This is a genomic window from Nibrella saemangeumensis (genome assembly GCF_039541915.1).
GTDB lineage: Bacteria > Bacteroidota > Bacteroidia > Cytophagales > Spirosomataceae > Nibrella > Nibrella saemangeumensis.
The window spans coordinates 24,713-45,511 of sequence record NZ_BAABHD010000028.1 but is presented as its reverse complement, the minus strand read 5'-3'; the positions used below and the strand labels follow the sequence as shown (position 1 = coordinate 45,511).

Annotated in this window: 21 protein-coding genes; 13 read left to right on the top strand and 8 right to left on the bottom strand. The window is 49.7% G+C overall.

Translation table 11 applies throughout. The features are described from left to right. Positions 1-51 precede the first annotated feature (51 nt). Positions 52-1,647, top strand: a complete 1,596-nt coding sequence (gene nadB / locus ABD949_RS12780) for an L-aspartate oxidase (RefSeq protein ID WP_345244034.1) — start codon at positions 52-54, stop codon at positions 1,645-1,647. Positions 1,648-1,657: 10 nt separating this feature from the next. Here nadB and kdsA read toward each other — a convergent pair whose 3' ends face one another. Continuing rightward, a complete protein-coding gene (gene kdsA, locus ABD949_RS12775) occupies positions 1,658-2,467 on the bottom strand; it encodes a 3-deoxy-8-phosphooctulonate synthase (RefSeq protein WP_345244032.1) in 810 nt (269 codons plus the stop codon). Between the two features lie 236 nt (positions 2,468-2,703). Here kdsA and ABD949_RS12770 point away from each other — a divergent pair, with 236 nt between their 5' ends. The 5 genes from ABD949_RS12770 (at position 2,704) to ABD949_RS12750 (ending at position 7,500) form a co-directional block, all read left to right on the top strand. Next, positions 2,704-2,943, top strand: a complete 240-nt coding sequence (locus ABD949_RS12770) for an acyl carrier protein (protein WP_345244030.1) — start codon at positions 2,704-2,706, stop codon at positions 2,941-2,943. Positions 2,944-3,048: 105 nt separating this feature from the next. Then, positions 3,049-4,302 carry a beta-ketoacyl-ACP synthase II gene (fabF, locus tag ABD949_RS12765; RefSeq protein WP_345244027.1) on the top strand — a complete coding sequence of 418 codons (1,254 nt, stop codon included), beginning with the start codon at positions 3,049-3,051 and terminating at the stop codon, positions 4,300-4,302. Between the two features lie 3 nt (positions 4,303-4,305). After that, positions 4,306-5,073 (top strand): ribonuclease III, encoded by a 768-nt coding sequence (gene rnc, locus ABD949_RS12760; RefSeq protein ID WP_345244024.1) that lies wholly within the window; start codon positions 4,306-4,308, stop codon positions 5,071-5,073. A gap of 213 nt (positions 5,074-5,286) precedes the next feature. Continuing rightward, the gene (locus tag ABD949_RS12755) at positions 5,287-5,724 is read left to right on the top strand and encodes an Hsp20/alpha crystallin family protein (RefSeq protein WP_345244022.1); all 438 of its coding nucleotides are present in this window, start codon (positions 5,287-5,289) and stop codon (positions 5,722-5,724) included. 270 nt (positions 5,725-5,994) lie between these two features. Beyond that, complete coding sequence (locus ABD949_RS12750) at positions 5,995-7,500, top strand: Do family serine endopeptidase (protein ID WP_345244020.1); 1,506 nt, start codon at positions 5,995-5,997, stop codon at positions 7,498-7,500. A 65-nt stretch (positions 7,501-7,565) separates the two neighbouring features. Here ABD949_RS12750 and gmd read toward each other — a convergent pair whose 3' ends face one another. Both gmd and ABD949_RS12740 read right to left on the bottom strand, forming a co-directional pair. Further along, a complete protein-coding gene (gene gmd, locus ABD949_RS12745) occupies positions 7,566-8,678 on the bottom strand; it encodes a GDP-mannose 4,6-dehydratase (protein ID WP_345244018.1) in 1,113 nt (370 codons plus the stop codon). An 88-nt stretch (positions 8,679-8,766) separates the two neighbouring features. Next, a complete protein-coding gene (locus ABD949_RS12740) occupies positions 8,767-9,324 on the bottom strand; it encodes an SPOR domain-containing protein (protein WP_345244017.1) in 558 nt (185 codons plus the stop codon). Between the two features lie 162 nt (positions 9,325-9,486). Here ABD949_RS12740 and murB point away from each other — a divergent pair, with 162 nt between their 5' ends. After that, positions 9,487-10,512 (top strand): UDP-N-acetylmuramate dehydrogenase, encoded by a 1,026-nt coding sequence (murB, locus tag ABD949_RS12735; RefSeq protein WP_345244016.1) that lies wholly within the window; start codon positions 9,487-9,489, stop codon positions 10,510-10,512. Positions 10,513-10,548: 36 nt separating this feature from the next. On the opposite strand, the gene ABD949_RS12730 is transcribed toward murB, so the two are convergent. Both ABD949_RS12730 and ABD949_RS12725 read right to left on the bottom strand, forming a co-directional pair. Beyond that, entirely contained in the window at positions 10,549-11,463 is a 915-nt protein-coding gene (locus tag ABD949_RS12730; protein WP_345244015.1) for an ROK family protein, read from the bottom strand. A 133-nt stretch (positions 11,464-11,596) separates the two neighbouring features. Then, a complete protein-coding gene (locus ABD949_RS12725; RefSeq protein ID WP_345244013.1) occupies positions 11,597-12,271 on the bottom strand; it encodes an SDR family oxidoreductase in 675 nt (224 codons plus the stop codon). A 105-nt stretch (positions 12,272-12,376) separates the two neighbouring features. Between ABD949_RS12725 and ABD949_RS12720 the strand changes: the two genes are divergently transcribed. Further along, on the top strand, positions 12,377-13,105 hold the full coding sequence (locus ABD949_RS12720) for an MlaE family ABC transporter permease (protein WP_345244011.1): 729 nt from the start codon (positions 12,377-12,379) through the stop codon (positions 13,103-13,105). Positions 13,106-13,159: 54 nt separating this feature from the next. Beyond that, positions 13,160-13,909, top strand: a complete 750-nt coding sequence (locus tag ABD949_RS12715; RefSeq protein ID WP_345244156.1) for an ABC transporter ATP-binding protein — start codon at positions 13,160-13,162, stop codon at positions 13,907-13,909. A gap of 8 nt (positions 13,910-13,917) precedes the next feature. Here ABD949_RS12715 and ABD949_RS12710 read toward each other — a convergent pair whose 3' ends face one another. After that, a complete protein-coding gene (locus ABD949_RS12710; RefSeq protein WP_345244009.1) occupies positions 13,918-15,468 on the bottom strand; it encodes an oligosaccharide flippase family protein in 1,551 nt (516 codons plus the stop codon). A gap of 227 nt (positions 15,469-15,695) precedes the next feature. Here ABD949_RS12710 and purH point away from each other — a divergent pair, with 227 nt between their 5' ends. The 4 genes from purH to ABD949_RS12690 all read left to right on the top strand — a co-directional run bounded on the left by purH (position 15,696) and on the right by ABD949_RS12690 (position 19,448). Beyond that, entirely contained in the window at positions 15,696-17,240 is a 1,545-nt protein-coding gene (gene purH, locus ABD949_RS12705) for a bifunctional phosphoribosylaminoimidazolecarboxamide formyltransferase/IMP cyclohydrolase (RefSeq protein ID WP_345244008.1), read from the top strand. Between the two features lie 105 nt (positions 17,241-17,345). Beyond that, positions 17,346-18,092, top strand: coding sequence for a lysophospholipid acyltransferase family protein (locus ABD949_RS12700; RefSeq protein ID WP_345244006.1), 747 nt, complete (start codon positions 17,346-17,348; stop codon positions 18,090-18,092). Then, entirely contained in the window at positions 18,089-18,376 is a 288-nt protein-coding gene (gene gatC / locus ABD949_RS12695) for an Asp-tRNA(Asn)/Glu-tRNA(Gln) amidotransferase subunit GatC (protein ID WP_345244005.1), read from the top strand. The genes ABD949_RS12700 and gatC overlap by 4 nt, the downstream gene beginning before the upstream one ends. A 115-nt stretch (positions 18,377-18,491) precedes the next feature. Next, entirely contained in the window at positions 18,492-19,448 is a 957-nt protein-coding gene (locus tag ABD949_RS12690; protein WP_345244004.1) for a hypothetical protein, read from the top strand. Here ABD949_RS12690 and ABD949_RS12685 read toward each other — a convergent pair. Together ABD949_RS12685 and def are read right to left on the bottom strand one after the other, a co-directional pair. Then, positions 19,441-20,223: an amidohydrolase gene (locus tag ABD949_RS12685; protein ID WP_345244002.1), complete on the bottom strand. Its 783-nt coding sequence runs from the start codon at positions 20,221-20,223 to the stop codon at positions 19,441-19,443. The two genes, ABD949_RS12690 and ABD949_RS12685, sit on opposite strands and share 8 nt — an antisense overlap. Position 20,224: 1 nt before the next feature. Next, the gene (def, locus tag ABD949_RS12680; protein ID WP_345244000.1) at positions 20,225-20,797 is read right to left on the bottom strand and encodes a peptide deformylase; all 573 of its coding nucleotides are present in this window, start codon (positions 20,795-20,797) and stop codon (positions 20,225-20,227) included. Positions 20,798-20,799 lie beyond the last annotated feature (2 nt).

Below are 20,799 nucleotides of genomic sequence, written 5' to 3'. Positions count from 1 at the left end.
TCAAATAGCAATCAGGACGAATACGGCCAATTCGTCTTTAACTTTAATGAGATGCCTAACTTCGATTTTCTTGTCATCGGCTCTGGTATTGCCGGTCTTAGTTATGCCACCAAACTGGCGCTTCATTATGAACAGGCAGGTCAGCCGGTGAGCATTGGCGTGATTACTAAGGTTCAGGCCGACGAAACCAATACCAAATATGCGCAGGGCGGTATTGCGGCTGTCTGGTCAGAAGACGACTCGTTTGAGAAGCACATTGAGGACACCATGATCGCGGGCGACTTTATGAGCGACCGGCATATCGTGGAAATTGTTGTCCGGGAAGCACCAGAGCGTATCCGCGAACTGATTGGCTACGGCACCCGCTTCGATAAAGAAGAAGACGGCGATTATGACCTGGCCAAAGAGGGCGGCCACTCCGATTATCGAATTCTGCATTTCAAAGACATTACCGGTGCCGAAATTGAGCGGGCGCTGCTGGAGAAAGCCCAATCGCTGAAGTCGCTTCAAATTTTCACCCACGTTTTTGCCGTTGATCTTATTACGCAGCACCACCTTGGCGAAACCGTTACGCGTTATCGCGATGACATTAAATGCTTTGGGGCGTATGTGCTGAACACCCGGACTGGCAAAGTAGAAAAGTTTCTGGCTAAAACAACGTTATTGGCAACCGGTGGTATTGGAAACGTATACCAAAGTACCACTAACCCGACTATTGCCACCGGAGACGGCATTGCTATGGCCTACCGGGCAAAGGCCATTTGCCAGGATATGGAGTTTATCCAGTTTCACCCAACCGCACTTTACGAACCGGGGAAAAAGCCGAGCTTTCTGATATCGGAAGCGGTACGGGGATTTGGCGGTATTCTCCGCAATATGAAGGGCGAAACGTTTATGGAGCATTACGACGCCCGCCTGTCACTGGCTCCCCGGGATATTGTTGCCCGCGCCATTGACTCCGAGATGAAAAAATCCGGTGATCCGCACGTATACCTCGACGTAACCCACTGCGATTACGACAAATTCGTTGCTCACTTCCCCAATATTACCGCCTACTGCCTCACGAATCTGGGAATAGATATACGGAAAGACTTTATTCCGGTAGTTCCGGCGCAGCACTACCTCTGTGGCGGTATCAAGGTGAATGAATATGGGCAGACCAATATCAACTTCCTGTATGCCGCCGGCGAATGTTCCTGCACCGGCCTCCACGGGGCCAATCGCCTGGCGTCAAACTCCCTGCTGGAAGCCGTTGTCTTTGCGCACCGGGCTTACCTCAAGACGGTTGAGAATTTTGAGCGGGCCGAGGTACCGGACAACATTCCGGAGTGGAACGACAAAGGCACCCACCATCCGGAAGAATTGGTTCTGGTAACGGAGATGCAGCGCGAACTGGAGTCCATCATGAGCAACTACGTGGGCATTGTACGCTCTTTCCGTCGGCTAAAGCGGGCACAGGACCGTCTGCACCTGATTCATCTGGAACACGAAGAGCTCTACCGCCAGTCTACCGTTTCGGTGCCCATCTCCGAACTCCGCAATATGATTGAAGTCGCCTATCTGATTATCAAAATGGCAACCGCCCGGCGCGACAACCGGGGGCTGCATTTTAATATAGATATTGTAAAGGAGGAAGTTTATTCATAATTCAATAATTCTACAGGATGCTCTCCCGGATTCGGACCAGCTTCTCCAGCAATCTTTCCAACTGATCAAGGGGCAGCATATTGGCTCCGTCCGATTTAGCTTCGGCTGGTACCGGGTGGGTTTCAATGAATAGACCGTCGGCACCGACCGCAATGGCTGCTTTGGCAATGGTAGCGATGAGCGTCGGTTTACCCCCCGTTACCCCAGACGATTGATTTGGCTGTTGTAACGAATGGGTGCAATCCATCACCACAGGTGCTCCATGTGCCTGCATGGCCGGAATGTTGCGGTAATCGACGATGAGGTCGCCATAACCAAAGGAGTTACCCCGGTCCGTTAGGATAACGGCAGATGCCGGATTAACGGCTTTTACCTTCTCTACGGCGAAGCCCATAGACTCTCCTGACAGAAACTGGCCTTTTTTGATGTTGACGGCCCGGCCCGTGCGGGCGGCCGCTTCAATGAGCTCGGTCTGGCGGCACAGGAAAGCCGGTATTTGCAGCACATCGACGTACGGAGCCGCCATAGCCGCTTCATCCGATTCGTGAATATCTGTTACGGTCGGTATGTTAAAGGTATCACCAACTTCGCGCAGGATTTCCAGGGCTGGTATGTCGCCGATGCCGGTAAAGGAATTAAGCTTGGTTCGGTTAGCTTTACGGTAAGAGCCTTTGAAGATATAAGGTATTTGAAGCCTATCCGTGATGGTCACTATCCGCTCGGCGATTCGCAACGCTATATCGCGGCCTTCAATGGCGCAGGGGCCCGCCATCAGAAAAAACTGGTTACTTTGGGTATGCTTCAACTTGTTGATGTGCATCTGAAGTATGTTTTTAGACGGTACAAAGTTGCAGAAAAGCGGTAAACCGTCAATTTGTCGCCGTCAGACAAAGTCTATATACATAGATGTCCAAAAACAAAACAATTGCTGATAATCAATAGGTTATGCTTAACAGGGCATTATATTTAAACGTAGATAGTATTAAAAAATTGTTTGACAATGATTATATAAATGGTTTTCTTTGCGCAGTTTTTTAACCCTAATGGACTACTAAAATGTCAGAAATTGCACAAAAGGTTAAGGCAATTATTGTAGAGAAACTGGGCGTAGAGGAGTCGGAGGTTACGCCGGAAGCAAGCTTCACCAACGATCTGGGTGCCGACTCATTGGATACGGTCGAGTTGATCATGGAATTTGAGAAAGAATTCAACATTTCTATCCCTGACGATCAAGCCGAGAACATCGGTACCGTAGGTCAGGCTATTTCTTACCTGGAAGAGAACGTCTCTAAATAACGCCTGGCATTCGGCAACGCGGCCCTGTTGACGTATTGTGAGCAGCCCCCGTTGCCGAACGCCTGCGCTTCTTTCTCTTTCATTTTTACTTCGTAGTTCATTTTTATGGCTTTCAGACGAGTAGTAGTGACAGGCCTCGGTGCCCTCACACCGATTGGTAATGATGTAACTACTTATTGGAATAACCTGGCTGCCGGCCTTAGTGGTGCCGGACCTATCACCAAATTCGATGCCTCCAAGTTCAGAACCCGTTTTGCCTGCGAGGTGAAAGGGCTTGATGTGCTGCAGTTTATTCCCCGTCAGGATGCCCGTAAAATGGACCCCTTCGCACAGTATGCCCTCATCGTTGGCGATGAAGCCGTGCGCGATGCCGGTCTGGACCTCGAAACAATCAATCTGGATAAAGCGGGTGTGATCTGGGGCTCTGGCATTGGTGGTCTGAAAACCTTTGAGGAAGAGGTAAAGGCCTACGCCAACGGCGATGGTACGCCCCGCTATAATCCATTCTTCATTCCAAAAATGATTGCCGACAGTGCCTCCGGCCTGTTGTCTATCCGCTATGGCTTCCGGGGTGTCAACTATGTCACGGTATCGGCGTGTGCGTCGGCTACCAACGCCATGATTGATGCGTTTAACTTTATCCGGCTTGGTCGGCTTCACGTCGCAATTACCGGTGGCTCTGAAGCGGCCGTCACCGAAGCCGGTGTGGGTGGTTTCAACGCCTTACGGGCCCTGTCGGAGCGTAATGACTCACCTGAAACGGCATCCCGCCCGTTCGACAAAGACCGTGACGGATTTGTGCTTGGTGAAGGTGCCGGTGCTATCATTCTGGAAGAGTACGAGCACGCTAAAGCACGCGGTGCTAAAATTTACGCTGAACTCATCGGTGGAGGTATGTCGTCTGACGCCTATCACATCACGGCGCCCCATCCCGAAGGCCTGGGTGCGCTGAACGTTATGAAAGATGCTCTGGAAGACGCAGGTCTACGTCCCGACGATGTTGATTATATCAACGTTCATGGCACCTCGACTCCCCTGGGCGATATTAGTGAAGCTATGGCCATCGAAAAGGTATTTGGTGACCACGCTTACAAACTGAACATCAGTTCAACGAAGTCCATGACCGGCCACCTGCTAGGGGCTGCCGGTGCCGTGGAGGCAATCGCCTGTCTGATGGCAATGAAGCACGATACCGTGCCGCCAACCATCAATCACTTTACCGATGACGAGCAGTTTAACTCCAATCTGAACTTTACGTTCAACCAGGCGCAGCAGCGGCCCATTACTGTGGCAATGAGCAATACCTTTGGGTTTGGAGGGCATAACTTCTCTGTAATTTTCAAGAAACTGGACGCGTAGGTCGTGCCGCTTGCCTTGACCCGTACTGTCTTTCATCCCATTCTCAATTTCTTCCGCCTGAGCAGCAGGCTGGAGTCGAAAAAGAAGCTGAGCAGGTCCATTGCCCATATAATCGGCGAGCGGCCTTCTAACCTCCGGCTTTATCAGCTGGCTTTACGGCATACGTCAGCCTCTAAAGAGACAAACATAAAGGGATTTCGGGAGTCGAACGAGCGACTGGAATACCTGGGTGATGCGGTGCTGGGTATGGTTATTGCTGAATTTCTCTTTAAAAAGTATCCTTACAAAGATGAGGGGTTTCTGACGGAGATCCGCTCCCGGATTGTCAACCGCGAGACCCTAAATCAAATTTCCCGCAAAATTGGTCTAGATGACCTGATTGAGTACGATGGTAGCCGCGGTCGCACCATGCCGGCCCGCACCTCCATGTACGGTGATGCCCTGGAAGCACTCGTTGGGGCCGTCTACCTTGACAAGGGCTTTAATTTTACCCGCCGGTTTGTCCTGAAAGAGTTGCTTACCCACTACGATCTCGAAGCATTGGTGCAGACAAATGCCAATTACAAGAGCCGCCTGATTGAATGGGCTCAGCGTGAGGGGAAAGAAGTGCGGTTCGAAATTATCCAGGAGAAAGGAAACAGCCACTACCGGGAGTTCATTGCTCAGGTAACGGTCAATGATGAGCCCTTTACAACCGGCAGCGGCTATAGCAAGAAAAAAGCCGAGCAGGCAGCGGCCGAAAAAGCCTTCGAACTCCTACAGATTAAGTAATATACTCATCTACTCCCGTAGTTAATCATTCTGACTACAAAATGGCAGTGTTCGTCTGCCATATAAGCACCTAAAAGGATAGAAATTTGTCATTTTGGCAAATTTTGCCGACTAAATTTGCCATTTTGGCGTTTATGCCCGGTTGGTATATAACTTGCTTATGAATAGAATAAACAAGTTAACGTACTCATTAACCTTAAACTATATAATGCTATGAACTCGTTAGTGCGATCTAATGGCAACTTTCCATCGCTGATCGAAAACTTCTTCGGTCGCGACATGAATGAGTTTTTTAACGCTGGTACTGCTGCCATGAGCAATGTGCCGGCAGTGAACGTGGTCGAACATAGTGATGGTTTTCGGATTGAAGTAGCGGCTCCAGGGCTCAAAAAAGAAGATTTTAAGCTTCAGCTGAGCCACAACAACCTGACGATTTCGGCCTTTAAGGAGACTCAGAACGAGGAAAAAGAGAATGAAAAGTACACGCGCCGGGAGTTCAGCTATACATCCTTCCAGCGAACCTTTATGCTGCCTAACTCGGTAGATGCCGAGAATATTCAGGCATCCTACACTGATGGGGTATTGAAAATTGACATACCGAAGCGGGAGGAAGCTAAGGTGAAGCCGCCCCGGCAGATTGAGATTGGTTAATTGGTTGGGTAGTTCATTGATTTATTGATTGGCTGGTCAGGAATGCTTCGGGCTAGGTAATTAGTTAACTAATGAACCAATCAACCCGTCAACCAAACAAAGGCCCGTGGATCAGTAAGCCACGGGCTTTTTTATCCCCGCCGTTCTGCCAACAAACCAGTGTTAAAAAATGTTAAGTCAATAGTCTGGCCGAATTTTTGGATAGGTGGAATTCGTTAACTTAGTGAACACATACAAAAAGACAGCATCTATTTTTGCACCTCTTAGACCATGAGAAATAACTGGAAATTTTTAGTGTTGATTGCGCTCTTGTCGAGCGCGGTAACGCTGGCCGCTTATAACCTATTAGGGTTCAATAAGCGGGACGTTATATTCAGCGAGTCGAATCCGACTCCCATTGGCCGTCTGGCGGCTTTAACCGGCCCAACTGCCGGACCCGGTGATTTTACGTATGCGGCTGAGTCTGCAACGCCCGCCGTTGTTCACATCAAAACAACAGTGACGCGAACAGTTCGTCAGCAGCAGGTACCCGATATCTTCCGCGATTTCTTCGGTGATGAGTTTGGTCGTCAGCAGGGACCTCCGCGTCGCCAGCAGGGGCAGGCATCTGGATCTGGTGTGATCATCAGTCGCGACGGTTATATTGTAACGAACAACCACGTGGTGCAGGATGCCAGCGAAGTTGAGGTTATTATGACTGATAAGCGCAGCTTTAAAGCTAAGGTTATTGGTACTGACCCATTAACTGATCTGGCCGTTGTAAAAATTGAAAGCGGCAATTTGCCGGCTATTACCCTGGGTGATTCTGATGCGCTGAAGCTGGGTGAGTGGGTATTGGCGGTTGGTTATCCGCTGGATCTGGAATCGACCGTAACGGCTGGTATCGTGAGTGCCAAAGGACGTGGTATCGGGATTCTGAATCAGAATATGGATCGTAATGATCCAAAGGCTGATACACCCATCGAATCTTTTATTCAGACGGATGCGGCTATCAACCCTGGAAACTCAGGTGGTGCCCTCGTGAACCTGCGTGGTGAACTGGTTGGTATCAACTCGGCAATTGCTTCGGCAACTGGATACTACAGTGGCTATGGCTTTGCGGTGCCGGTGTCGCTGGTGAAAAAAGTGACCGCCGACATTTTGAAGTACGGTAACGTGCAACGCGGTTATCTGGGTATAATCCCGATTGAACTGGACAGCAAGCGGGCCAAAGAGGTTGGCACCAACGTAGGGCGTGGTATTTACATCAACGAAGTAGTCGACAACGGAGCTGCAAAAGTTGCCGGTCTGAAGAAAGGCGACGTTATCGTGAAGATGGAAGGTCAGCCGGTAGATTCTGACGCACAGATGCGGGAGATTATCGGTCGCCGTCGTCCGGGTGATGTAATCAATATTACGGTAAACCGCGATGGATCGGAGCGCGACTTTAAAGTTGAACTACGTAATCGTAATGGTGGACGTGATGTCATCAAGCGGACAGAAGCGCCAGCAGCGTCTCTACGCTCCCTGGGAGCTGATTTTGAAGAGCTGAGCGCCCAGGATCGTCAGAAGCTGGGCATCACCGGTGGTGTTCGCGTGAAACGCATTTACGATGGTAAACTGACGGAGACCGATGTTGAAGAAGGCTTCATCATTGTTAAAGCGAATGGTAAGAACATTAAAACCGTAAAAGAGCTACAGGACATCGTAGCCAGTGTGAAGGAAGGTGAAGGGCTGATGCTGATCGGTATGTATCCGAACAGCTCCCGGATGTACTATCACGCTGTGCCGATGTAAGGAATATAATCCATTAAAATAGAAAAACCCGCCCAATGGGCGGGTTTTTCTATTTTACCGAAAGCCTATTCATAATAATTCAGTACCCGGTGGCCGCTTCTTTCAAGAATCTGATCACGCTGGAATAGTTCAATATCGGCCGCTACCATTTCCTTTACCATGGCTGGTAAATCGTACTTAGGTTTCCAGCCCAATTTGGTCATGGCTTTGGTAGGGTCGCCCAATAGCAGGTCCACTTCGGTTGGGCGATAGTAACGCTTGTCAATGCACAACACTTCTTTCCCTGGCTCTAAAGGGTAATTTGGGTTAGTAGCCTGTGCTACAACAGCCCGCTCTTTCTCGCCTTCTCGCTGAAACTCAAGCGTTACGCCAATTTCTCCAAAGGCCAGCTTGACAAAGTCACGAATACTGGTTGTTACACCGGTGGCAATCACAAAATCTTCGGGTGTGTCCTGTTGCAGAATCAGCCACATGGCTTCTACATAATCTTTAGCATGCCCCCAGTCCCGCTGAGCATCCAGGTTACCCAGGTACACTTTATCCTGAAGGCCCAACCCAATACGGGCTACAGCACGGGTAATCTTCCTGGTCACGAACGTTTCGCCCCGCAGGGGTGACTCGTGGTTGAATAGAATGCCGTTGCAGGCAAACATATTGTAAGCTTCGCGATAGTTAACCGTAATCCAATACCCATAGAGCTTGGCAACGGCATAAGGAGACCGCGGGTAGAAGGGGGTCGTTTCCGACTGGGCATGTCCCTGTACACCACCGTATAACTCAGATGTAGAGGCCTGATAAACCCTGGTTTTTTCGGTCAGACCCAGCAGCCGCACGGCTTCCAGAATCCGCAGGGTACCAATACCATCAACCTGCGCCGTGTATTCGGGTTCTTCAAAACTCACCCGAACGTGCGACATTGCACCCAGGTTATATATTTCGTCAGGCTGTATCTCCTGAATAATGCGGATGATGTTGGTAGAGTCGGAGAGATCACCGTAGTGCAGCTTAAACCGAATGTCTTTTTCGTGCGGATCTTCGTACATATGGTCGATCCGCTGGGTATTGAACAAAGAGGTCCGACGCTTGATACCATGAACCTCATACCCTTTTTCAAGCAGCAGCTCGGCCAGATAAGCGCCATCTTGTCCGGTAATACCAGTAATTAATGCCTTTTTCATTGCTGAATGGTAAATAGAAGCAAAGTACGTGTTGCCTTTTGGGAAAACAAGTCCGTAAAACTACAGGAAAATAGGATGCGTATACACTTTATTTTATGGAAAGGCTTCGCCTAATATCAACCCGGTCGGCTTGTAGGACCGCCAGCGAAAATTGCTGCTTCAGTAAATCCAGGTAGCGTTCCGCATCTACCCGGCGCATAAAATCGCCTACTTTCAGGCGATACGTAGGCTGTTTATATTCGAGGTAAGGATTTAGCTCTGGAAAATTTTTATAAACTTTGAGCTTAGCGTCATCGGCTGCCCGACGCTCATTCCCAACATAAATCTGCACACGGTAACCCGATGCATAGCGTACCGACCGGTTTTTCTGCGCAATCGTATCCAGAACTGCATCAAGACGCCGGTTTATGTGCAATGCCTCCGCCGGTTTTCGGGTATCGGTACGCCGGGCTGGTGTGGCTGCCGGTTTTGAGGTAGCAGGAGAACTGGCAGGTGTTACGGTATAGGAAGGCCGGGCTGCCGACAAGTCTTCATTATAACTATTGTAGTCTATTGTTGACCGGCTGCTAACGGGTGTGCTCTTGCGGGCACAGGCCGTTACGGCCAACCAGAGAGTAAGCCAAAACAAATACGGTATGAGTTTCATAGGTTGGTTGTCCAGATCTATCTTACAAACTTAAGAAATAACCACTTTGTCTATACCACTGACCAGATTCTCTTACCCAACTACCGGTATAGCCTGCCAATGCGAACCAATTGCCGGTAAATCGTATTAACTATTAAATGTCGAAGCCGTTTTAATTACCCTATGCTCAATGTAAAAAGTCATGTGTCGCTGAAGCCTTACAATACGTTTGGCATAGAGGCCAGCGCACGGTACTGGGTCGAAATTACCAGCGAATCGGATCTGCAAACGCTGCTGCAACTAACCGAATTTACGAATATTCCTAAACTAATCCTCGGAGGGGGCAGTAATGTGCTGCTTACAAAAGACTTCGACGGCCTGGTCATCAAAATAAATATACAGGGCATTGATACGGTCGGGGAGGATGACCAGCATGTGCTGCTTCGGGTTGGGGCGGGCGTTAACTGGCATGAACTGGTCATGTTCTGCGTAGAGCACAATCTGGCCGGTATGGAAAACCTCTCGCTGATACCCGGTACGGTGGGCGCTGCACCCATGCAGAATATTGGTGCGTATGGGGTCGAGATTAAAGAAATCTTCGATTCATTGGAGGCCGTTCACCTAGATAGCGGTGAGAAACGCATCTTTACTCATGCTGAATGCCGCTTTGGCTACCGGGAGAGCATTTTCAAGCACGAGGCAAAAGGCCAGTATATTATTACAGCTGTCACGTTCCGGCTTAACAAACAACCCGTTTTTCATACCGAATACGGCGCTATACGCGATACGCTGGCCGAAATGGGCGTTACGGAGGATAAGCTTTCTCTCAGAGCCATTAGTGATGCCGTGATTCATATCCGGCGCAGCAAACTGCCCGATCCGGCCGAAATTGGTAATGCTGGCAGCTTTTTCAAGAATCCGGAAATTCCCAAAGAACAGTTTGAGCAATTAAAGGCACAATATCCAGCGATACCAGGCTATCCAACCAGCGAAACAACCGTGAAGGTACCCGCCGGTTGGCTGATTGAGCAGTGCGGCTGGAAAGGCCGTGCCGTCGGTAACGCCGGTGTACACACCAAACAGGCGTTGGTGCTGGTTAATAGGGGAGGGGCAACGGGCAGCGAAGTGCTGAACGTAGCTCGCCAAGTGCAACAGGATGTGGAAGCGAAATTCGGGATACGGATTACACCGGAGGTGAATGTAATATAAGTGATACCGGGCAACCAGCCCGGTATCAATCATTGTTTAGTCAAAACACAATGAGGCCGCACCGAGGAGGCCGGCGTCGTTGCCGAGAAGCGCCCGGCGAATCTCCAGGTCTTTTTTATAATAGGGTGTTAACCAGTAGTCGAGTTGCCGCTGAACCGCCGGCAGAATGTAATCAAACGAAGCGGACAAACCACCCCCAATCAGTACCTGCTTAATATCCAGGATACGAATCAGGGAAACCAGGGCATCGCCCAGCATTTCGCCAACTTCATCCCAGATCTGGAGGGCGAGTTCATCGCCTTCGGCGGCTGCGGCTACCAGTCCGGTGGTCGATATGCTGCCGTCGCCGGGTAGTTGTGTGGCCCGCGAGAAAGCCTGCCGCCGTTCGTTGGCCAGGTCGAGCAACTCTTTTTTGCCAATATTGCGCTCCAGCACCCGACCATTACGCGAAGGTACGTGGCCCGGCTCCATGGCATTACCATCGCCCCCAACAAACACGCGTTTATTGATAATGGCAGCTCCACCTACCCCCGTACCCAGGGTGATGAAAATATAGTTCTCCGCGTGCATATCCTCCACGAAGTAAAACTCGCCCAGGGCAGCCGCGTTGGCATCGTTTTCCAGAAAAAACTGAACTCCCGGAAACCGTTTGGTTAGTATATCCACCATAGGGACACCGTCAATCTCCGGAATGGCGGTAATTTCAAGAGGCACAGTCCGGGCGCGGTTAATCATTCCCGGCAATCCAATACCTACTTTCGTTACTTCCTTGAAGGCATGGAGCTGCAGGGCGATAGCATCACCAAACCGCTCCATAAAATGGCCGGATTTACGCCAGCTGTCGGTGTCATGGCTGTAGAAATTGGAGATTTTTCCGGTTTTGGCATCAACGATACCCATCTTGACGTTGGTGCCACCTACGTCAATGCCTAAATATTGAACGGAATCCATTCGTTAGGTTAGAGTTATATGTTGCAGATTAGTCGTTACGCTGATTTTCGGCGTGGCTCCGTTTGTTGAATTGACTATAAGGCTGCAAAGTTAATCCATCAGAATTAACATCACCTACCTGCCTTTATCGATTTTATATGTCACCCAGCTGGGGCCGGATCAGAACCTCCTCTACCACAGCCCGCTCCGACAGGCTATAAGCCGACCAGATCGTCTCGGCAACATCGTCTGGCTTCATAAAACGTTCTTCCGGCAGGTCAACACCTTCCCAACTGGCAGTGAGTGTAGCACCCGGTAAAATTGCCGTAACCCTGACATGGTGCGGTTTCATTTCTTCGCGTAATACGCGGCTCATGCCAAGCAGGGCGTATTTGGAGATACAGTATGAACCACCGTTGGTATAGGCGACGATACTGGCTGTGGAGCACATCATAAAGATATGCCCCCGTCGACGGGCCATCATGTCTCCCACCAGTCCACGAGTCAGGTGATAGGCGCTGTAAACGTTTACCGCCATGGTTTGCTCCAGGGTACCTTCTTCCTCCGTATGGATTTGCCCCGGCAAAAAAATACCTGTATTGTTTAGTAGTACATCGACCGGCCGGTTCAGACTTTTGATAAATGCCAACAGTGTATTAACGCCCTCACGGGTAGCGAGATCGGCCGCAATTGGAAAACGGTTTGGTCCATCGACTCCCTCAACCTGGCGGGCACAGACAACCGCGTCAAAGCCTTCACGCACAAATCTTTCAACGACCGCTTTGCCAATTCCCTTAGTACCTCCCGTCACCACAATCAGTGGATTCATAATAGGATTGTTTTTTAATAAGTCCGCAATTTACGGAACAAACCATTCTATCTTTACCGGTGTTTTGTCTGTTACGGTCAGCCCGACCACACCTATACATGCTTTATGTCGCAAATTGGTAAGTATTTTATCTTTCTGGGTTCGCTTTTTCGGAACCGGGAAAAGTTAAGTGTATATCTGAAGCTCGTTCTCGACGAGTGTATCTCCATCGGCGTAAACTCGGTCTTCATCGTTGCTATTGTTTCCACCTTTATTGGCGCGGTAACCTGCGTACAAACCGCGTTCAACCTGGTCAGTCCGCTAATACCGATGTATATCATCTCCGTGATTGTACGGGATAGTACCATTCTGGAACTGGCCCCTACTATTACCAGCGTTGTTCTATCCGGGAAAGTAGGATCAAATATTGCCGGTCAACTGGGTACGATGCGGATCACGGAGCAGATTGATGCATTGGAGGTAATGGGGATTAACTCGACTTCCTACCTGGTCTTACCTAAGGTGATCGCTGCGATGCTGATGTTCCCGCTGCTGGTTATTTTGGCGGGATTTCTGTCAATCCTGGGAGGGTATCTGGCCGGCACACTTTCTGGCATCATTTCACCCGATGATTATGTGTATGGCCTGCGTTCCGATTTTAACTCGTTCAGCGTCACCTTCGCGTTAATCAAATCAGTGGTTTTTGCTTTTCTGATTTCCAGCATCTCTTCGTTTCAGGGCTATTTTACCTCAGGAGGAGCGTTGGAGGTAGGACAATCATCAACCACCGCAGTGACAAAAAGTTGTATTTCGGTGCTGATTGCTGATTACCTGCTGGCACAGTTATTACTGTAGATTTGTTACATGGCAGAAGCGTTACAGTCGCTTTGCAAAGACAAGAATATCCGCATGATCGAGATAAAAAATATAAAGAAAGCTTTTGGCGACCGGGAGATTCTGGCCGGGGTGAGTGGTACCTTTAAGCCGGGTGACACCAGCCTCATTATCGGCGGTAGCGGTACCGGTAAAAGCGTGCTGCTGAAGTGCATGATTGGTCTGATCAAGCCGGACGAGGGGGAGGTACTCTACGACGGCCGTGACTTTATTAAGGCCGACGATGACCTGCAAACCGAGATCCGGCGGGAGATGGGCGTGCTGTTTCAGGGTTCGGCGCTGTTTGACTCTAAAACGGTGCTGGAGAATGTCCGCTTCCCGCTCGATATGCTTACTGACATGTCGATGGCGGAGAAAACCGAACGGGCTGAGTTTTGTTTGCAACGGGTTGGTCTAGGAGAAGCTGGCGACCGCATGCCGTCTGAAATTAGTGGCGGTATGAAAAAACGGGTGGGTATTGCCAGGGCCATTGTAATGAATCCGAAATATCTGTTCTGCGATGAGCCAAACTCCGGTCTTGATCCGTTAACCTCCATCAAAATAGACCAACTGATCAGTGAGATTACCGATGAATTTCAGATTACAACTGTAGTGATTACGCACGATATGAACTCCATGCTGGAGATTGGAGAAAAGATTATGTTTCTCTACCAGGGTCACAAACTGTGGGAGGGAGACAATTCCAACCTGACCCAATCGAACGTGCCGGAACTGAACGAGTTTATCTACGCTAATAAACTTTTAAGGGAAACCGAACAGCAGTAGTCATACCGTTACACGTTTTGTCCTAACCCCTTCTCTCCTTTCCGGAGCCGCCCTGACAGCTTTACCCACACCGGCTGAAACGTTTTCCGCTCCACCACCAGCATAACGCCGATGTACAGCAGGAACAGCAGCATATGGTAGGGGAGCGAAATCCAGATATTTTCGATCTGTATCTGCCAGGCCAGGTAGATAAGCAGCCCCGCGCTGCCAATGTATCCCAACGCCGACTTTATGTCGTAAGGTACCGGATAATGCTTCTCCCCCTGAAAATAGCAGATAACAGTCATAATAACGCTGGAGACCAGAAAGGCCACGGCGCACCCCATATACCCCATCACCGGAATCAGGGTCATGTTCAATACCACGGTAACAATAGCGCCAATAACGGTAATAAAAGTACCATAGGCGGTTTTATCGCTGAGCTTAAACCAGAAAGCAATGTTGTAGTAGATCCCCAGAAACAAATTTCCGAGGAGCAGGAGTGGAACCACATCAAGACCCTGCCGGTAGGCGGGAGACAGGAACAGACCCAGCACATCGAGGTTCAGACTGACACCCACCCAGATCAGTACGCAGACGATTACAAACCATTTGGTTACGCGGGCGAGCAGGTCGGGGGCGTTTTTGTCTTCCGCCTGTGAGAAAAAGAACGGATCAGCGGCAAACTTAAACGACTGAATAGCCAATGCCATAAAAACCGACAGTTTGTAGCAGTTGCCGTAAATACCCAGCACATCTTTATTCGTCAGATGCGGGTAAAAGCTTTCCGGCAGCCAGTGACGCAGGGCCAGGCGGTCGGTAACGTTATTGACCAGGCCGGCCAGACTCGTCAACATCAATGGAAATGCATAGAGGAGCAACACCCGGGCCTCGGGCCAGTTAAGCCGGAAGCGGAACCCGGAGAAGGCATCGCGTAGCAGGACAAAATAGGTAGCGTTAGCAAGTAAATTGGCCAGGAAAATATAGCCGGGTCCTATTTCCGGGTAGTAGATAAGACGGATTACTGGTTGTAAAGATGTAAGGTATTTCCCGTTGTAAATATCCCGGCAGAAGAGCAGAAAAAAGACATTTAGCCCGACTACGATAAAAATGTTGAGTAAGCGCGCCTTAACAAAGCGCTTCGTCTTGTTCTCAACCCGCAGCCGCGCAAACGGAATGGCCATAATGGCATCAATAGCCACAATAAGCGCTACCCAGATCACAAAAAGCTCCTGACCAGGGTAGCCAAGCCATTGTGTAATTTGGGGAGCTAATAAAATAAGGGCGGTGGTAGCTACCAAGCTAATCGCCAGGACAATGCTTAGCGTTTCACTGAAGACTTTTGGTCTATCTTCCGGTTTTCGGGCTGCAAACCGAAAAAAAGCTGTTTCGAGACCTAACGTATAGAGGACCAGCAAAACCGCAACATAGCTGTAAAATTCTACGTTGGACGACAATTCGCCCGGTCGCCTGAACACATAGGTATGTAAGGGTACCAGCGCGTAATTGAGCATCCGGCCCAGAATGGTACTAACCCCATAGAGCGCGGTATCGCCGGCTAATTTTTTGAAAACACTCATTTACCTGAATAATTACCCCTCCGTACACTCATCACCGTGCTAAACCAGCTGCAGGAGGAATGTAAAGTTAATGCCCTTTTATGGTTTACTGGTTCATGTGCAGACAAAAAGCGGGTTTTGGCTATCTTTGTACGGTCTATCGTCCCGGTGGACAAGCCGTCCAGGCGGCTAAAAAAGAATGACTAACATGACCGCCTGATGCCCATAGCCCAGGCGAACCCAGCAAAATGTCCCAGAAGATTTCCTCCGCGCTGATTTCTGTTTATTACAAAGACGGTCTCGAACCGCTTGTCCGACTGCTGCACGATCATGGCGTAAAGCTATACTCCACCGGTGGCACCCAAACGTTCATCGAACAACTTGATATTCCGGTAACAGCGGTTGAAGATCTTACCGGCTACCCGTCAATCTTCGGTGGTCGGGTCAAAACGCTGCACCCAGCCGTGTTTGGCGGTATTCTGTACCGTCGTGAACTGGATGAAGATGTAGCACAGGCGCAGCGCCACCAGATTCCGCCCATTGATATGGTAGTGGTCGACTTGTATCCGTTTGAAGAGACGGTAGCGTCGGGTGCGTCGGAGGAGGACATTATTGAGAAAATCGATATTGGTGGTATTTCCCTCATCCGGGCAGCGGCCAAAAATTTCAAAGACGTGTTGATTGTCTCGTCCCGCACGCAGTACGAAGATGTCGTCAATCTGCTGACCCAAAAAAACGGAAAGACCAGTCTGGAAGACAGACGGGTCTATGCACAACAGGCGTTTGCGGTTACATCGCACTACGATACGGCTATTCAGAGCTACTTCACCGGTGGAAGCGCACCTCAGGAGAGCCCTCAGGAATTAGGGATATCATTCAGTCACCTGCCGGCGAATCCGCTCCGCTACGGCGAAAACCCGCACCAGCAGGCTACGTTTTACGGTGATTTGGAGGCTATGCTCGATAAGCTTCATGGCAAAGAACTTTCGTATAACAACCTGGTGGACGTGGATGCCTGCGTCAGCCTGATTGACGAGTTTTCGGAGAGTTCGCCAACCTTTGCCATCATCAAGCATACCAATGCCTGCGGGGTAGCCACGGCCGCAACGGCCAAAGAAGCTTATCTGAACGCACTGGCCTGCGATCCTGTTTCGGCATTCGGCGGGGTTATTATCACCAACACGACTGTCGACCGCGAAACGGCTGAGGAGTTGAATAAGCTGTTCATGGAAATTCTGATTGCACCAGACTATGACTCCGAGGCCCTGGACCTGCTTAAGTCGAAGAAGAATCGCATTATGCTGAAGCGGAAGCCGGTTGAGCTACCCGCCAAGATGTTCAAGACTATTTTAAATGGTGTGCTGGAACAGGATAAGGACAATCAGACCGAAACCAAGGACCAGTATAAAACCGTCACTGAAAAAGCACCTACATCCAGCGAGCTTCAGGCCCTGGAATTTGCACTTAAAGTTTGCAAGCATACCAAATCCAATACCATTGTGCTGGCTAGAGAAAATCAACTTTTAGCCAGTGGGGTAGGCCAGACATCGCGGGTTGATGCCTTAAAGCAGGCTATAGAAAAAGCCAGATCGTTCGGCTTTGAACTGGCCGGCTCTGTAATGGCCTCCGATGCCTTCTTCCCCTTCCCGGATTGCGTGGAGATTGCGCATCAGGCTGGTATTACGGCGGTTGTGCAGCCCGGCGGTTCCATTCGAGACCAGGATTCCATCGACTATTGTAATCAAAATGGTCTGGCGATGGTGACGACGGGAGTAAGGCATTTTATACACTAAATTGAACCAGGATTTTAACAGGATTGAAAAGATTCACAGGATAGCTGACGCGTTTTTTACATCCTGTAAATTCTTCTAATCCTGTTAAAATCCTGGTTCCCAATTATGCGATTCTTAACACTCCTATACAGCCTCTGGTGTGTCTTCTGGTTTGTGGGACTGTTTTTGCTGCTGTTCCCATTTTTCTACCTGTTTCTGCAGCGCGAAGAATGGAAGCCGTATGCGCATTGGCTAAACCGCTTCTGGGGACAGCTCTTTTTTCCTATGGTTGGTATATCGTTTAAGGTGGAGTACCGCTACCGGCCAGAGCCGAAGAGGGTATACGTGTTCTGCGCGAATCACTTTTCGTACCTGGACATTGCCTGCATGGGCGTTATCCTGAATAACTACTATGCGTTTGTTGGCAAAAGCGATCTCAAGAAGGTGCCGCTGTTCGGGTATATGTTTGCTAAACTCCATATTCAGGTAGACCGGAATATAAGCAACAGCCGGGCCTATTCACTGGCCAAATCGCTGCGTACATTGGCCAGCGGCCGCAGTGTGGTCATTTTTCCGGAGGGGGGTATTATAACGAATGATCCGCCAAAGATGCACTACCCATTTAAAGACGGTGCGTTTACAATGGCCATCCAGCAGCAGGTGCCTATAGTGCCCATCAGTCTGTTGAACAACTACATGATATTGCCCGATAAAAAAGAGATGCGGATGCACCGTATGCCGCTGCGGGCCATCGTTCACCCACCCATCGAAACCAAAGGTCTAACACAGGCTGACATCGGGTGGTTAAAGGAAGAGACGTATAGAATTATCGATAGCGAACTGAGTAAACAGCAAATTCCTGAAAAGTCATGAAAGTAGACCACGACACCTTACAGAAAATTGCCCATCTAGCCCGGCTGGAGGTACGCCCCGAAGAAGAAGCCGCCCTGCTCGACAGCCTGAACGAAGTACTGACCTGGATGGAGCAACTCAACGAACTCGACACGACCGGTGTAGAGCCACTGACGCATATCTCGGACGAGCAAAACGTCATGCGTGACGATGTTATCGGCCAGCACCTGCCTCGTGAACAGGCTTTATCCAACGCTCCCCAGCAGGACGGCACGTTCTTCCAGGTACCGAAGGTTCTGGAATAGGTACTTGTACAAACTTCCTTATGGTGAAGCACTTGCATACAATAATTTAAGCTGTCTGAAAGCTAATTTTATTAAAATTATCATACATTAACCAACCACTAAACCGGTTAATGCGATGAAAAGCTGTATTCGTCTCCTAGTCCTGTTGCTGCCTTATTATTTATTGGCTCAGGCAAGAGTAATTCAGGTGCCGCTGCAAACAAAACTGAATTATTTTTCTGGTAGCAGTATGGCAACGGCCACCTCATTTGACTTCTCCGGCTTTCGGGGCATTCCTAATGATTTGACGGAAAAGGCCATTTGCTATGGAAACACTATTCCTGGTCAGACCAAATACGAGGAGTATATACAGGGGGAAATCACCAAAGAAGAGTGGCAGAAATTTAAAGCAGGCGCAGGCTACCGTATTGACACGAACTTACTGAGCCCCCGCCCAGTCAAACACCGGATTAATACGCTGATTGGCAAAGATAAACAAGGTCGGCGAGTCGTTATTGTAGACGCGAACAATAATCAGGATTTCAGCGACGATCAGGTTCTTTATTACCTCATGACGTTGCCGTGCGTCGAACGCAACGAAAAAGGCCATTATACCAGAGCAGCAATCAAGGAGGTACTTCCCACCATGCCTACTGTGAAGGTTAATCTGGAAGCGTTTGATGGCAAAAAGGTAGTTCCGCGAACGGTATGGATACGACCAAATCCGTACAATGACGGCACTACATACGCTGATACAACCTTAAACCGCTACCACCTCGACATGATTGATTTAGCATACCACCGGGGAGTAGCTACTATCTTAGGCCGACAGTTTACCTTTGAAGTCAGACCAACACCTACTCTAATTTATACTATGTGGAGGAGCGACTTTATTGTTTACCCTTCCGATGAGCCATCACGTAAGATGGGAGGCTGGTTCACTGTAGATGGCCACCGAATAGAGATTGCCGGCATCTCTGTTCAGGGCGATAAGCTTACTTTAATTGACAGAGGCTCTACTTTTGACGAAATAATTATCAAGAAGTCATTTAACCCTCTTTCGCTTCTACCCCAAATCGGAAGCTCTAAATAGACGTTAAATTCAGCGTGAATTCATCAGCGTCCAAATTAGCCGGAAACTTCTGGCGAAATGCGCGTAAGTTATCCAGTGACAGGGTTTGCTGGTGAATGGCTTCTTCGTCGGTCGGGCGGTACAGCACTTCACCTTTGAAATCAATCACCGCTGAATCGCCGGCGTAGGGGATCTCTTTACCGTCGAGGCCTACCCGGTTTACGCCTACCACATAGCTGAGGTTTTCGATGGCCCGCGCCTGCAGCAGCGTATTCCAGGGGTTACGGCGGGCGGCCGGCCAGTTCGCAACGTACAGCAGCAAATCGTACTCCAGGTTGATATTCCGGCTCCAGACGGGAAAGCGCAAATCATAACAGATCAGCGGGCAGATACGCCAGCCTTTCCACTCTTTCACAAGCCGGCGGCTACCGGAGGTGTAGGTCTTCTCCTCCGCTGCCATCCGGAACAGGTGCCGCTTGTCGTAGCAGTCAAACGCACCATCGGGTTCCATCCAAATTAGCCGATTGTAATAGTTGCCACCCTCCTGCACTATATAGCTGCCTGTCACCACGGCTCTCGTCTGGGCAGCCATTTGCTTCAGCCACTTAAACGTGGTCAGGTTCATCGGCTCGGCCACGGCTTTGGCGTTCATGGTAAAGCCGGTGGTAAACATCTCCGGCAGCACAATCAGGTCCGTTGGCTCCGCTAGCCCGAAGATTTTCTCTTCGAGCATCGCCCGGTTCGCCACCGGGTCTTCCCAGTGCAGGTTGGTTTGGATGAGGCTGACGTGGAGCATATTATTTGGGAAACCGCATCCTATAATCCACTTTCACATTACCCTTCGTAATATCGGCCAGCTTTTTTTTGAGGAGCTGGCGTTTCAGCGGAGAAAGGTAGTCGGTGAAAAGTTTGCCTTCGATATGATCGTATTCATGCTGAATAATGCGGGCAGCCATCCCGTCATATTCTTCAACATGCTCGTTCCAGTCAACATCGAAGTAGCGGATACGAAGCCGTTCGGGTCGGTATACTTCGGCCCGAATTCCGGGGATACTCAGACAACCTTCTTCAAAGGCCCATTCATCGCCGTCTTCATCTATTACTTCCGGGTTGACAAACACCTTTTTAAAACCCTGCAGGCTTGGGTCCTGCTCTTCTTCCGGTTCGTCTTCATTCAAGGGAGTCCCGTCAACGACAAATAGCCGGATGCTTTGGCCAATCTGCGGAGCAGCCAGCCCGATACCCGACGAGGCATACATCGTCTCGAACATATCCTCGGTCAGTTTCTTTACATCCAGGTTACCCTTTTCAATATCTTTTGCCCGTTTCCGCAGAACCGGGTCGCCATAGGCTACAATCGGCAGTATCATAA

What these genes read in the sequence shown, in the direction of transcription:
- fabF (WP_345244027.1), top strand. Translation starts at nt 3,049, where the DNA reads ATGGCTTTCAGACGAGTAGTAGTGACAGGCCTCGGTGCCCTCACACCG.
- ABD949_RS12685 (WP_345244002.1), bottom strand. Translation starts at nt 20,223, where the DNA reads ATGCTCCACGTCAGCCTCATCCAAACCAACCTGCACTGGGAAGACCCG.
- ABD949_RS12710 (WP_345244009.1), bottom strand. Translation starts at nt 15,468, where the DNA reads ATGAGTGTTTTCAAAAAATTAGCCGGCGATACCGCGCTCTATGGGGTT.
- ABD949_RS12750 (WP_345244020.1), top strand. Translation starts at nt 5,995, where the DNA reads ATGAGAAATAACTGGAAATTTTTAGTGTTGATTGCGCTCTTGTCGAGC.
- ABD949_RS12720 (WP_345244011.1), top strand. Translation starts at nt 12,377, where the DNA reads ATGTCGCAAATTGGTAAGTATTTTATCTTTCTGGGTTCGCTTTTTCGG.
- ABD949_RS12690 (WP_345244004.1), top strand. Translation starts at nt 18,492, where the DNA reads ATGAAAAGCTGTATTCGTCTCCTAGTCCTGTTGCTGCCTTATTATTTA.
- ABD949_RS12730 (WP_345244015.1), bottom strand. Translation starts at nt 11,463, where the DNA reads ATGGATTCCGTTCAATATTTAGGCATTGACGTAGGTGGCACCAACGTC.
- gmd (WP_345244018.1), bottom strand. Translation starts at nt 8,678, where the DNA reads ATGAAAAAGGCATTAATTACTGGTATTACCGGACAAGATGGCGCTTAT.
- kdsA (WP_345244032.1), bottom strand. Translation starts at nt 2,467, where the DNA reads ATGCACATCAACAAGTTGAAGCATACCCAAAGTAACCAGTTTTTTCTG.
- purH (WP_345244008.1), top strand. Translation starts at nt 15,696, where the DNA reads ATGTCCCAGAAGATTTCCTCCGCGCTGATTTCTGTTTATTACAAAGAC.
- ABD949_RS12715 (WP_345244156.1), top strand. Translation starts at nt 13,160, where the DNA reads ATGATCGAGATAAAAAATATAAAGAAAGCTTTTGGCGACCGGGAGATT.
- def (WP_345244000.1), bottom strand. Translation starts at nt 20,797, where the DNA reads ATGATACTGCCGATTGTAGCCTATGGCGACCCGGTTCTGCGGAAACGG.
- gatC (WP_345244005.1), top strand. Translation starts at nt 18,089, where the DNA reads ATGAAAGTAGACCACGACACCTTACAGAAAATTGCCCATCTAGCCCGG.
- murB (WP_345244016.1), top strand. Translation starts at nt 9,487, where the DNA reads ATGCTCAATGTAAAAAGTCATGTGTCGCTGAAGCCTTACAATACGTTT.
- ABD949_RS12725 (WP_345244013.1), bottom strand. Translation starts at nt 12,271, where the DNA reads ATGAATCCACTGATTGTGGTGACGGGAGGTACTAAGGGAATTGGCAAA.
- ABD949_RS12700 (WP_345244006.1), top strand. Translation starts at nt 17,346, where the DNA reads ATGCGATTCTTAACACTCCTATACAGCCTCTGGTGTGTCTTCTGGTTT.
- ABD949_RS12740 (WP_345244017.1), bottom strand. Translation starts at nt 9,324, where the DNA reads ATGAAACTCATACCGTATTTGTTTTGGCTTACTCTCTGGTTGGCCGTA.
- nadB (WP_345244034.1), top strand. Translation starts at nt 52, where the DNA reads ATGCCTAACTTCGATTTTCTTGTCATCGGCTCTGGTATTGCCGGTCTT.
- ABD949_RS12755 (WP_345244022.1), top strand. Translation starts at nt 5,287, where the DNA reads ATGAACTCGTTAGTGCGATCTAATGGCAACTTTCCATCGCTGATCGAA.
- ABD949_RS12770 (WP_345244030.1), top strand. Translation starts at nt 2,704, where the DNA reads ATGTCAGAAATTGCACAAAAGGTTAAGGCAATTATTGTAGAGAAACTG.